Here is an 11,781-nt window from a genome sequence, read left to right as displayed (position 1 = left end):
AGAAACTTAATTTGCGAGTCAGAAACTTAATTTACGAATCAGAAACTTGATTTACGAATCAGAAACTTAATTTACGAGTCAGAAACTTAATTTGCGAGTCAGAAACTTAATTTGCGAATCAGAAACTTGATTTACGAGTCAGAAACTTGATTTTTGAGTTGAAAATAGCCTAAATGCGATCGCATTCCTCTTTTAGGGTGCGTTGTCATAATAGTGCAATCTTATATAGATGTTGTACAGTTACAGATTGGCGAAATCTGCACTTAAAAAACTCGATTAAGAAATTAGAACTAGATTTCTGGAACTGCAAACACTGTTGCTGTATGATTACTGGTTTGCAAATCAGTTCTTTAGGAAAAATAGGTATGCCTAAAATCCGGCGAATGTCCCTGGCAATTGCGATTGCTATTGGTATTCTGGTTACATTTCTAACTATTAGCAGTTTCCGAGGTATGCCTGCACAATCTCAGGAGATTAAGACGCCTCAAGTTGCTGCGAGTGTTGACCTTGGGCGTTCTTTTAATCAACTGGGCATCAAAGGTTCTATTATAATTTACGACCGAAACAACAAAAAGTTTTACGAACACAACGCTTCTCGCAACTCACAAGCCTTCTTTCCCGCTTCGACTTTCAAAATTTTCAACTCTCTGGTAGCCTTAGAGACTGGGGTGATACCAAATGACGTGGCTGTTTTGACTTGGGACGGTATTCAGCGCCAAGTCGCTGTATGGAACCAAGACACCAACATCCGCCAAGCTTTCAAAAATTCAACAGTCTGGTTCTATCAAGTACTAGCTAGAAAAATTGGTCATGAACGGATGGAGAAATTTATTAAACAAGTCGGCTATGGAAACCGTCAAATTGGTACACCTGAGCAAATTGACCAATTTTGGTTACAAGGACCACTGCAAATTACACCCAGAGAACAGATTGAGTTTCTCCAACGCCTCTATCGCAAAGATTTACCCTTCGCCCAACGTACTTTAGATTTAGTTCAAGACATTATGATATACGAGCGTACCCCAGATTATGTACTGCGAGGAAAGACAGGCTGGGCAACAAGTCTCACCCCTAACATTGGCTGGTTTGTGGGATATCTAGAACAAAAAAATAATGTATATTTCTTTGCGACAAATATCGATATACGCAAAGATGATGACACTGCTGCTCGAGTTGAGATTACTCGCCGCAGTCTCAAAGCTTTAGGATTGCTATGAGGCGTTGCGGCTGTGAAGGAAGACGTGCTTGGGGAAGATGAGAGTGTGAATTGTATCAGGATTTTAGCGATCGCATTGCTGTTTGAGGATGAGCTGTCGCAATAGCGCGATCGCACCTGTGTATCTGTGTATACTCGTTTAAGAATTTTACATCTGCAATCACTATCAGATGCACAAAATTGGGAGGAGGCGCTACTTAAACTATTTTGTACTACTATTATTTATTACGCTGAAATAAATCTATTAAATTACCAATTAAAGGTAACTGCTTAAGAACCATTCTTACTAAATCGACAAAAGATTTCTCAGAAAGGCGATCATCCTGACGAAGTTGCAAAACTCCAATTAAGGTCATAATAATCACAGTACCAATAATAGTTAATGCCAAAGAATAAATTGGTAATAACCCTGCAAAAATACCTATTGTATTAAATACAATTGAGAATAAAAATACATAAAACATTCCATTTCTAAAAGCGAACGGAAGTGTAACTTGTGCTTCTGGTTTAGAATTATCTTCATTATGTGGCTGTTCTGTCATAACATTTTTTCCTTGTTGCAGTTTCAACACGTCAATTCTTTCAGTATTAATATAAATGTCGCCACCTGGTTTATTAGGTTCTGTTTGAGTTAACTGGCTTCTGTCCATGACATCATCAATTAATCCCAAGACATTTACCTTTTCATAGCTAATATCACATTCAACATTATATTTTTGATTAACAATCCTATTTCTTAAGTTTTCAAATTTATAAAAGTGTGGAGCTTGCTGATTTTTACATACTGAGCAATTACATGGGATTAGCTTATTAAATTTTAAATGTTTGTAAGAAGCATGAATTTTATCGAGTTCGTGATTTACGCAAGTCAATAAATCTCTTTTGTGGCGACCTGTAACTCGAATTTTAATTTCTCTGTTATCGTAATATTCAATGACTTCTGCTTTTGTATTTTCTAAATTGAGAATAACACCACTTTTCCACACATATTTTTGTTCATCAATCAATCCATGCATGGCAACAATCAATTGGGTAATCAGTCCTTTAGGCATGAAATCATAAATGTAGCGTAGGATAAGGTTATTTTTTTGATTCCAAGGATATTCGGGCTGTTTTTCAGTTAACAATTGCGGCGCAATGTAAGTTTTAGGATTGTTAGTAATTTGGTAACACAACTTGAAGTTAATCATCAGTTGCAGAAGTTCACCTTGCTTTGTGGCATATTGTTCTTCATGCCAGATATTTTGTAAGTCTTTCCAGGTGAACTTGCCCAAATTGCGAATTACCTGTTTGTCGTCCAGAACTTTATAAACTGCATTAGTGCCCCACTTAGGTTTAAGGATGACGATATTATTTAAAATTGGGTCATCTTGAAAGTGTAAGCACACTCCTAAATCGTGCAGATAGTTACTTAATTGCAACTTGTCTTTATGTAGTGTAAAGCCGTGTTTTTGGCAAATTTGTAAATATTCATCTAATCTAATGTAGTTGCGTGGGTCATTCTCTAATGCTTCCCGAACTCTCACCCAGGTTGTGGGCAATGCTGTACCAATATGAGGTAGAGAGGTAATATAATGCTTGATTTCTCGCAAGGCTTCTGCTAAACCCCTGTTGGTAGCAAAGTTAGTTGCTAAGGTCTCTTTCAGGTTGCTAAATCGCCCCCGCAATTGTGGTTCATTGATTTCACGAATACGGTCTTGCTTCTCATTTTTGATAATTAAAGCTGGGCTGTTATCACTCAACAATTCCACCACATTCAGCCAGTAGTAAAAATTAGTATCTTCTTTGCGATTATCAGCTACCAAAGCATAGAGGGAACGTTTGGTGAGAAAGAACTCATGGGTAGCATGGTAAATTTCTTGCCCGCCAAAGTCCCAGATATTCACTCGAAATTCTCGTCCATTATCCCAAGGGAAACGCCACTGGATAACCTCAATTCCTTTTGTAGAATCTTCTTCTTGAAGTTGATAATTTGGGTTTTCAATCTTTTTAGCTAGTGTGGTCTTGCCTGCGCCTGCTTCGCCGACAATCAGCAATTTTGCCTCATATAGATAATCTGTTCCTTGTGCTTCCAGTTGTCGGAAATAATTTCTAATCGCTTCAATACCTTTTGCAACAACTTCTGGCGGTGGCTTTTGGATTACATTGTTGTTTAAATCTAGCGAAGTTAAGTGTTGCAGATGGGAGATAGCTTTTGGTATCGTCGTGATTTGGTTGTTGCTTAAATATAGCCTTTTTAAACGTTGCAAGCGGGAGATAGCTTCTGGTATCGTCGTAATTTTGTTACCACTTAAGAACAGCACAGTTAAGTGTTGCAAGCGGGTAATAGCTTCTGGTATCGTCGTGATTTCGTTGCGGCTTAAAGATAGTTCAGTTAAGTGTTGTAAGTGGGTAATAGCTTCTGGTATCGTTGTAGTTTGGTTGTCGCTTAAATCCAACGAAGTTAAGTGTTGCAAGCGGGTAATTGTTTCCGGTATCATCGTGATTTTGTTGCCGCTTAAATCCAGGTAAGTTAACTTTTGTAAGCGCGTGATGACTTCTGGTATGCTCGAAATCTGGTTACAGCTTAAAGATAGCCCAGTTAAGTGTTGTAGGCGAGTGATGGCTTCCGGTATCGTCGTGATTTGGTTTCCGCTTAAATCTAGGTAAGTTAACTTTTGCAGGTGGGTAATAGCTTCTGGTATTGTCGTGATTTGGTTGTATCTTAAATTCAAGACCTCCAACCATTTCAGTTCAAAAACCATAGTCGGAATCTCTGTTAATGTGTCCTGATTGTCAGTCCGCAAATCACTGCTTAAATCTAATTGTTTAAGCTGTTTCTCTTTTGCTTCTTGAATTTTTTGTCGGACACGCTGAGGCGTAGTTGTCATACTAGTGTCTTGAAATCAAATAAAATCCTGCTTTATGCCCCTAGTGGACTGAAATATTTGGGAGCATCTCACTAAGACTAGTGTTTTGATATCCAACTACATCAGTGCTATCAATTTTTACGGATTATGAGGAAAATATATCATTATCACTCAGGTATTGCTGAATTTCGGCATGAAAAGTAGGGGCACGGCATCGATCAAATGTCTGTCTTCCCGAAAGTCTGTGGAAGCCGTGCCCCTACAATTTGGGTATTTTTTAATTGAAAACTCTCTTACGCACCATCCGAGATTTTCGGTGCGTTAGCTTTAGTTAAAGGCTGAAGACCTTACTAAGGTTAATTAAACCTTAGCCGCAGCAGGTGTTGGTAAATTCACTTTCAACCGCTTAAACATCGCTTCCCGTGCTTGCATTGCCAAAGTATCATCCAAGGGTTCCAGAGTAATCGGCTGTTGATACTTCAGCCGCAACGCTGTTTGAATTAACCAGTCAGCAACAAAGGGATTTTTTGGTAACAGTGGGCCGTGGGAATAAGTAGCGATCGCATTCTGATAAAATGCTCCCTCACTCCCATCTTCACCATTATTGCCTAAGCCGTAAACTACTTTTCCCAGAGCTTCCACTTTCCCTAACTTGGTGCGTCCGCCGTGATTTTCAAAGCCAACTAAATACGGTGTACTACCCGTCATCGCTTTTAAATCCTGCGCTAGGCGAGATGCTGTAACTTCAATTACTAAGTTACCTATACAGCGTTTGGTATTTTCACCAGGATGGACGGAGACTAAATCTAGTATTCCCAAGCCTTGAATGCGTTGTCCTAGTCCGGGTTCGTAGTAATGTCCTAGTAACTGGGGTGAACCACAGGTAAATACTCCTGGTGTGCCATTTTCAATTTTTTCACGCATGGCATCGGCTTTTGCACCTTGCAAATCGCGCATGACGATTTCTTGCTGGCGGTCTTGTGCGCCACCACCGACGATCAAATCTACAGATTTAATATCTTCTGCTGTAGCATTTTGATCTAGAGGTACAACTTTAACAGTGTATCCCCGCCATTGAGCGCGGCGTTCTATAGTAATTACATTACCGCGATCGCCATAGGTACTCATCAGTGTTGGATATAACCAACCAATTGTAATTTCAAATTTTTGAGAACTCATATAACCTAATTTTGATAATAAGGCAGAAGGCAGAAGGCAGGAGGTGAAGCAGTCGCAGTCTTGGCGCTTTGCGTCGATTGCGAACTGCTGAACCCGAAGGGCAGAAGGAAGGAAACAGTTTTTATCCTTGGTTATGTCTGTTGCATAACTGGATTACTCATATCTTTTTCTGTTTATGGTGGGATAATCCGGTGCATATCCAGATTTTGGGTAAGCATATCGTACATTTGACTTAGTTTCTATAGGACTCCTATTTGATTTTTCAACAAATTCTGCACACTTCAATTTTCCCTTTTCCCTGTTCCCTAACTCTACGAGTGATTTTTCCGAATCAAACCGGATTGCTATATGTTTATTCGTATTTTATGTAACAGTTTTGCAGTAACATTTTGCCGATAATCCCAAAAGAGTTACCAGGGAATTTCAAAAATTCAGTTTCACTTTTCCTGTTGAGCCGTAAGATTACAGATTGGCATAGGTTTGTTTCACAACCTGAAAAATTGCTTTATGGATTGTAAAACTGCTACATTAGTCTACCAAACTGAGAATCATCTCGAAAAAATTCGTGAGATTTTCCCCGAAGCATGGAAGTTCTTAGAAGAGCAATCTTTTGCTTATATTCAAGGTAAAAAAGATAATTTTGACTCAGCTGTTAAAGATTTAGTTGGTGAAACCAATTTCAAATTTAGAATGGTTCACCGGGATGATAAAGACCAACTCACCAAAGACATTTCAGAATTATTAGGAGATATTACCTCCCGGTTACTTTTAGAAAAACATTTTTCTCAATTAGTTGGTCAAAAAGTTTTCTTTAGTACTATTTGTTGTAGTAGCCATCTAACAGCCGACCATGAGTTGACTTTAGAAGAAGTTCTGCCAATTCAACGTGCAGCAGTTAAGTTGCAATAAGCAGAGGGATGGGGACAAGGATACTATTGGCTAATGGTAGGTCTGACCCTTCAATTCATATAAAAAAGTTCTCTCGCATACCCGAAATAACGCCAACAGGCTGGAAGCCTGGGGCTACCGTTACAAAGCCTGCCTCCGCAGGCTGAATTTCTTTAGCCTGCGGAGGCAGGCTTTGTGCAATTAGCCACACCCTTCTAGGGTGACAGCGGGATTGTGCGATAACCAAAGGGTCTTACTCTTGATTCGCCAAAGAATCGGCCAAAGAAATAGGAAAGCAGAGGAGAAATAACTATTCCCTATTGCCTCCTGCCTTCTTAACGAATTTTCCTCCCAGTTAATACTTCGCGGACACTCAACATCGCTGTATATGTAGGTAAAATATGCAACGTTTCATTGTTGGGTGTCCGCGCTAATGCTGTGTTAATAGCATCACGTAAATCTTCTTCAACAATTAGATTAAAATTAGTGTGAGGATTGGGATCGCTGTAACGTAAACGTAAGGCCATATCATAAGCGCGATCGCCACTCACTACTAAAGTACCTCCACGCTGGACTAGTTTCTCTGTATCTACATCCCAAATCCAAGATACATCTTCGCCATCTTGAACTCGGTCATTTAATACTAGCAAAGTGGTTTTATCTGTACTTTGAGTGACTACGCGAATTGTTTCATTAGTCCCTACAGGATTTTTGGATAATAAAATCCGTACCTTTTTACCGTTAATCTCCAACTCTTCAGCACGACCGAAAGCTGCTTGGAAGTTGGGAATGGTATCGCGGATAGTAGCTGCATCAACTCCTAATTCTTGGGCAGCAGTGGCAGCAGCTAAAGTATTGTATTTGTTGTATAAGCCAACAAGAATTTGCGGCCATTCGCTGCTATTGAGGCTAGGTTGACTTCTACTAAAGCCGCAATTAGAACAGCTATATTCTCCCATGTGGGACAAGTACACACCTTCGTAGTCTAGAGCTTGTCCACATTTGGGGCAGTATATAGAATCGACAGCATGGGGAATGGCTTCTAAATAATGTTCTGGTTCAGTCAAACCGAAAAACGAAACTCGCTGTTGAGATAATTGTTGACCGAGATGGCAAATTGTTGGGTCATCAGCATTTGCCACTACGATGGTTTGGGGTGGTAAAGTAGCGATCGCACGTCCCCAGCGCTTACTAATAGTATCGACTTCCCCGTACCTATCGAGTTGATCGCGAAACAGATTTAAACACAGGATCAGCTTTGGTTGAATCGGTGCTAATACCCTAGGTAAAATATTCTCATCAACTTCTAAAATTGCGTAGTCAACATCTAAGCTGCCCGTTAAGCTAGCATTGTCCATCAACGCCGTCATCAAGCCATTTTCCAGATTTGCGCCTGTGGAGTTATGAGAAACGCGGTAGCCTTTGCGTTCTAATATCTCCCGTAACAGCAGCGATGTGGTAGTTTTACCATTAGTGCCAGCAATCAGAATTGCCCCTTGTTTCACCTGCTGACTCAATAATTGTAGTAGTCGGGGTTCGATGCGACGGGCAATAGAGCCTGGTAATACACTAGCAGCACCTAGACGGAGCGATCGCACCATAAACGTCACGCCTTTTGCCACTGACACCGCAAAACCAAGCCTGAATCTATCTATAAGTTGTATTTTGTTTCCCACAGTAGTTAGCTAATAGCCTTAAGTTTTAAATTAATTTTGTGAGTTTAGCGAATCCTTGCTTAAAAAGCCAGCCATAAAAAATTCAAAGTTAAAAAACTAGCTTTGGCAGGTATTGGCGAGAATTATAGTATTCTCTATTTCCTGTTCCCTGTTCCCTGTTCTCTCGTTGAGAGCAATCAATCTTGCACTATAACGCCACCTGCTTTCGAGAAAGCATCCCAGTAAGCGTTATCTTAAAAAATGGTGCATGGACGTAATCATATATCCAGCACTGTTTGCTGAATTCAGCACAAACTTACAAATAGTAGCTCTCAAGGTTTCTTTTGATGAATGGCATAAAGTTTCTTTTTTTACATAAAAAAACTAATTGGCAAAGATTAATTTTTAAAGCTTTGGTGCTGCTTGCCTGCTTGTTTATTGTAAATATACAATCTGCATTTGCTGGTATTAAGAATGACATTTATGATGGCAACATCTTCGTAGTTTATGCTGGGAATGGTTCACTAGTTCCTGCGAAACAGACACTAGCACAAGCCATAGCAGAGCATAAACCCGTATTTTTGGCTTTTTATGTCGATGACAGCAAAGATTGTAAGGAATATGCCATCACAATTTCACGAGTCCAAGAGTTCTACGGTAAGGCCGCAGAGATTATCCCTCTCAGTGTAGATACTATCCCATCTAAAAAGACCTATAGCCCTACTGAACCAGGATACTACTACTCAGGGGTTGTACCTCAAGTCGTAGTGTTCGATCAATCAGGCAAAGTAGTTTTAAATAAGCAGGGTCAAGTGCCTTTTGAGGAGATAGACGATCGCTTTCGTGAAGTGTTTAATTTACTACCTCGTACCGAGTCAGTACAGTTAAAGCGGCGTTCCTTCAATGAATTCAGTAGTGAGTTAAGTAAGTAAATTTGGGGGTAGACCGAATTGGTCTGCCCTAATTTTTCGTGCTATCTGATACTACATTTCCAATTTTGTCAATGGATAATCTTTAAATAATCTAATTTAACAACAGAGGAAGTTAATTCATCGTCTATAGTCCATAGTAAATGACCAATGACCAATGACCAATGACTAATTAGAGTGTGTTCTGATGTCAAAGGTTTATAATACCGAGGAACTCATCAAAATTTTGGCAGCCGAACGACAAGCGTGCCTGAAAGGGGAACGCCTAAAGTTAGAGGTAACAGTCTCTGGCAATCCTTTAATTGACCAGTTTATTAGAACTGATGGGCTGCAAAAGTTCACCGCCTATCAAGATTTTAAAGCTGCCATTCACGACTATCAAAGACAAAATCGAGTGTCAGGAATTATCTGGCATGAAGTGAATGTCAAAGGTAAAACTGTGCGTTATCCCAAAATAGATAGTGAGTTAATTGCTCTTAGCAATGACTTGGAAATATTACAATCTGCCAAAAATTCTATATTGGAATTTTGGTATGAAGTCACATCGGAAATGGATTTGTACTTGAGTTTTAATAACAGCAAACAATACCAGCAAATTCATACAAATGATGTTGAAAGAATTGCTCAAAGAACCGAATGGGCAAGTTTATGGAAATGGGAAAATTCCAACTTTTTAGAAATAATTTTGCAGTTAGGATGGGGTCAACCAGAAGAAGCCTATTATAAACGTGGCAGACCGCACTCTGGTAGTGAGTACATTCATGCGGTAAATCCTGGCAATCGTCCCATTGGTTGATTGAGAACTAGGATAATAAGGCTGAAATCTATCGTCAAAATGCCGGACAAAATTGCGACAAAAATGACGACAAAATTGTCTTTACTTAAATTAGGAATAAAGGCACTATATCTGTAACAGAAATTTCACCTGTACAGATAAGCATTAGCATGAAAGTACGCGCAGTTATCAAACTTCTAGAAGCAGATGGTTGGTATCTTGATAGAACTAAAGGTAGTCATAGGCAGTTCAAACATCCTGATAAACCCGGTGTGGTTACAGTTCCAGGTAAATTGTCTGATGACTTAGCTCCTGGTACTCTAAGTAGTATTTGGAGGCAAGCACAGTTGTAAGGAGAATATTGATGCGGTACGCAGTGGTGATTGAAAAGGCTGAAGGTAATTATTCTGCTTATGTCCCTGATTTACCTGGTTGCATAACTACGGGCGAAACCATAGAAGAAGTCAAGCAGATGATTGCAGAAGCTATTGAATTTCATATAGAAGGAATGCGAGAACAAGGTTTACCTATCCCCAAACCTATAAGCATCGCTCATGAGGTGGAAGTTTTAGAAGTAATAAATTAAAATTTGCACTCAGAAAACTATCACATTTAAAAACCTGACTTTAAATGAGTCAAATTGAAATTATTGCTGCTCTCTTTGGTCTAATTAGTGTTTGGTTAACTGTTAAAGAAAATATCTGGTGCTGGCCCACAGGCTTGGTGATGGTGTTTCTGTACATCTTCATCTTCTACGAAGCCCGTCTGTACTCAGATGCAATACTGCAAGTTATTTATGTCTTTCTGCAAATCTATGGTTGGTACGCTTGGTTGCACGGAGGTAAGGATAAGGGTGAACTTCATGTAACTCGCATTACCCGCTTGGGTGCAATAGTCTGGGGTGGGGTAGCAATTGCAGGTAGTTTCAGCCTTGGTTTTGTCATGCATCGCTACACTGATGCAGCGTTACCTTACTGGGATGCTGCTATTACTGTTATCAGCTTAGTTGCTCAATGGTTGATGGCGAAGAAGGTTTTGGAGTCTTGGCTACTTTGGATTACAGTAGATATACTGGCTGTTGGGGTTTATGCATTTAAAAAACTTTACCCTACTACTGGGCTGTATACGGTGTTTCTTGTGCTAGCAGTGCTGGGATATTTGACATGGAACAAGGCTTTGAAAAAGCGGCTACTGGTATGATTCTCGGCAAATTCATGCCGCCGCATCTTGGACACCAGTACCTTGTTGATTTTGCCCGTAACTATGTTAACCATCTCACAGTTCTAGTTTGTTCGATTAAATCAGAGTCAATTCCCGGACATCTCCGCTATGGTTGGATGCGAGAGATGTTTCCTGATGTGGATGTGGTGCATGTAACTGATGAAAATCCCCAAGAACCAAAGGAACATCCAGATTTTTGGCAGATTTGGCATGATACTATTCGCCGAGTGCTGCCAACTGGCCCTAACTGTGTGTTTGCATCGGAAGATTATGGTTGGAAGTTGGCGGAAATATTAGGTGCAAATTATATTCCAGTAGACCATGCTCGCAGTCTTGTACCAATTTCTGCAACCAAGGTGCGGCAAAATGCGATCGCTCACTGGCATTATATCCCGCCTTGTGTCCGTCCCTATTTCCTGCGTCGTGTTTGCATCTTTGGGCCGGAATCCACAGGTAAATCAACCTTGGCGCAAAATTTAGCAGCACATTACAACACAGTTTACGTCAGCGAATATGCCCGTGGTTTGCTAGATCCTAAAGACGGTAGATGTGATTTTGAAGACATAGAACTTATTGCCAGAGGACAAATCGCTTCCGAAGATGCATTAGCTAGGCAGGCAAACCGCGTCATGTTCTGCGATACTGACCTGATAACCACTACAATCTGGAGTGATGTGCTGTTTGGTAAATGCCCTCAATGGATTGATCAACAAGCAGAACAGCGACAGTATGATTTGTATTTAGTTCTAGATGTAGATGTGCCTTGGGTTGACGATAACCAACGCTACCTACCTCATCTGAGAAAAGAATTTCGCGATCGCTGTATTCAAGAATTGAAATCAAGAAACAGGCGCTATGTTCTAATTAGCGGTTCTTGGGAAGAACGCTTCCACAAGGCTTGTGCGGCAGTAAATGAAATCATACATTCTTGATAGCAACGACGGGAATTGCACCCGCATCTCCTGGCCTACTCCCAGGAATTTGCTATTTAAACTACGTTGCTGAGCAATACATATAGCAATCCTAAATGGTTTATGAGAAAACACCATATTCATGAAGTTTAGGGAAG

The 11,781-nt window shown here is 40.1% G+C and carries 11 protein-coding genes; 8 read left to right on the top strand and 3 right to left on the bottom strand.

Going from position 1 to position 11,781, the window contains the following annotated elements; all coding sequences use genetic code 11:
* The first annotated feature begins 365 nt into the window (after positions 1–365).
* Positions 366–1,217, top strand: coding sequence for a class D beta-lactamase (blaOXA, locus tag BV372_RS21600; RefSeq protein WP_086688590.1), 852 nt, complete (start codon positions 366–368; stop codon positions 1,215–1,217).
* A gap of 217 nt (positions 1,218–1,434) precedes the next feature.
* Here blaOXA and BV372_RS21595 read toward each other — a convergent pair whose 3' ends face one another.
* Positions 1,435–4,086 carry a COR domain-containing protein gene (locus BV372_RS21595; protein ID WP_086688547.1) on the bottom strand — a complete coding sequence of 884 codons (2,652 nt, stop codon included), beginning with the start codon at positions 4,084–4,086 and terminating at the stop codon, positions 1,435–1,437.
* A gap of 339 nt (positions 4,087–4,425) precedes the next feature.
* The gene (locus tag BV372_RS21590) at positions 4,426–5,244 is read right to left on the bottom strand and encodes a type 1 glutamine amidotransferase (RefSeq protein ID WP_086688546.1); all 819 of its coding nucleotides are present in this window, start codon (positions 5,242–5,244) and stop codon (positions 4,426–4,428) included.
* Between the two features lie 507 nt (positions 5,245–5,751).
* On the opposite strand from BV372_RS21590, the gene BV372_RS21585 reads away from it, so the two are divergent.
* Positions 5,752–6,153: a hypothetical protein gene (locus tag BV372_RS21585; RefSeq protein ID WP_086688545.1), complete on the top strand. Its 402-nt coding sequence runs from the start codon at positions 5,752–5,754 to the stop codon at positions 6,151–6,153.
* A 314-nt stretch (positions 6,154–6,467) separates the two neighbouring features.
* Here BV372_RS21585 and BV372_RS21580 read toward each other — a convergent pair whose 3' ends face one another.
* Positions 6,468–7,808 (bottom strand): Mur ligase family protein, encoded by a 1,341-nt coding sequence (locus BV372_RS21580; RefSeq protein ID WP_086688544.1) that lies wholly within the window; start codon positions 7,806–7,808, stop codon positions 6,468–6,470.
* A gap of 326 nt (positions 7,809–8,134) precedes the next feature.
* On the opposite strand from BV372_RS21580, the gene BV372_RS21575 reads away from it, so the two are divergent.
* From BV372_RS21575 to BV372_RS21550, 6 genes are all read left to right on the top strand, one after another.
* Positions 8,135–8,719 carry a thylakoid membrane photosystem I accumulation factor gene (locus BV372_RS21575; RefSeq protein WP_086688543.1) on the top strand — a complete coding sequence of 195 codons (585 nt, stop codon included), beginning with the start codon at positions 8,135–8,137 and terminating at the stop codon, positions 8,717–8,719.
* 184 nt (positions 8,720–8,903) lie between these two features.
* The gene (locus tag BV372_RS21570) at positions 8,904–9,512 is read left to right on the top strand and encodes a hypothetical protein (RefSeq protein ID WP_086688542.1); all 609 of its coding nucleotides are present in this window, start codon (positions 8,904–8,906) and stop codon (positions 9,510–9,512) included.
* 149 nt (positions 9,513–9,661) lie between these two features.
* Positions 9,662–9,844, top strand: a complete 183-nt coding sequence (locus BV372_RS21565; protein ID WP_086688541.1) for a type II toxin-antitoxin system HicA family toxin — start codon at positions 9,662–9,664, stop codon at positions 9,842–9,844.
* Positions 9,845–9,855: 11 nt separating this feature from the next.
* Positions 9,856–10,077, top strand: coding sequence for a type II toxin-antitoxin system HicB family antitoxin (locus BV372_RS21560; RefSeq protein ID WP_086688540.1), 222 nt, complete (start codon positions 9,856–9,858; stop codon positions 10,075–10,077).
* Between the two features lie 44 nt (positions 10,078–10,121).
* Positions 10,122–10,691 carry a nicotinamide riboside transporter PnuC gene (pnuC, locus tag BV372_RS21555; RefSeq protein WP_086688539.1) on the top strand — a complete coding sequence of 190 codons (570 nt, stop codon included), beginning with the start codon at positions 10,122–10,124 and terminating at the stop codon, positions 10,689–10,691.
* Complete coding sequence (locus tag BV372_RS21550; protein ID WP_256973368.1) at positions 10,655–11,644, top strand: AAA family ATPase; 990 nt, start codon at positions 10,655–10,657, stop codon at positions 11,642–11,644. The genes pnuC and BV372_RS21550 overlap by 37 nt, the downstream gene beginning before the upstream one ends.
* The last annotated feature ends 137 nt before the right edge of the window (positions 11,645–11,781 follow it).

Source organism: Nostoc sp. T09, from assembly GCF_002154695.1.
Taxonomy (GTDB): Bacteria; Cyanobacteriota; Cyanobacteriia; order Cyanobacteriales; family Nostocaceae; genus Aulosira.
Note: the sequence above shows the minus strand (reverse complement) of the source record. Positions and strands in the feature narration are given on the sequence as shown.

Coding starts and splice junctions, on each gene's coding strand:
- blaOXA (WP_086688590.1), top strand. CDS start 366: ATGCCTAAAATCCGGCGAATGTCCCTGGCAATTGCGATTGCTATTGGT.
- BV372_RS21595 (WP_086688547.1), bottom strand. CDS start 4,086: ATGACAACTACGCCTCAGCGTGTCCGACAAAAAATTCAAGAAGCAAAA.
- BV372_RS21590 (WP_086688546.1), bottom strand. CDS start 5,244: ATGAGTTCTCAAAAATTTGAAATTACAATTGGTTGGTTATATCCAACA.
- BV372_RS21585 (WP_086688545.1), top strand. CDS start 5,752: ATGGATTGTAAAACTGCTACATTAGTCTACCAAACTGAGAATCATCTC.
- BV372_RS21575 (WP_086688543.1), top strand. CDS start 8,135: ATGAATGGCATAAAGTTTCTTTTTTTACATAAAAAAACTAATTGGCAA.
- BV372_RS21570 (WP_086688542.1), top strand. CDS start 8,904: ATGTCAAAGGTTTATAATACCGAGGAACTCATCAAAATTTTGGCAGCC.
- BV372_RS21565 (WP_086688541.1), top strand. CDS start 9,662: ATGAAAGTACGCGCAGTTATCAAACTTCTAGAAGCAGATGGTTGGTAT.
- BV372_RS21560 (WP_086688540.1), top strand. CDS start 9,856: ATGCGGTACGCAGTGGTGATTGAAAAGGCTGAAGGTAATTATTCTGCT.
- pnuC (WP_086688539.1), top strand. CDS start 10,122: ATGAGTCAAATTGAAATTATTGCTGCTCTCTTTGGTCTAATTAGTGTT.
- BV372_RS21550 (WP_256973368.1), top strand. CDS start 10,655: ATGGAACAAGGCTTTGAAAAAGCGGCTACTGGTATGATTCTCGGCAAA.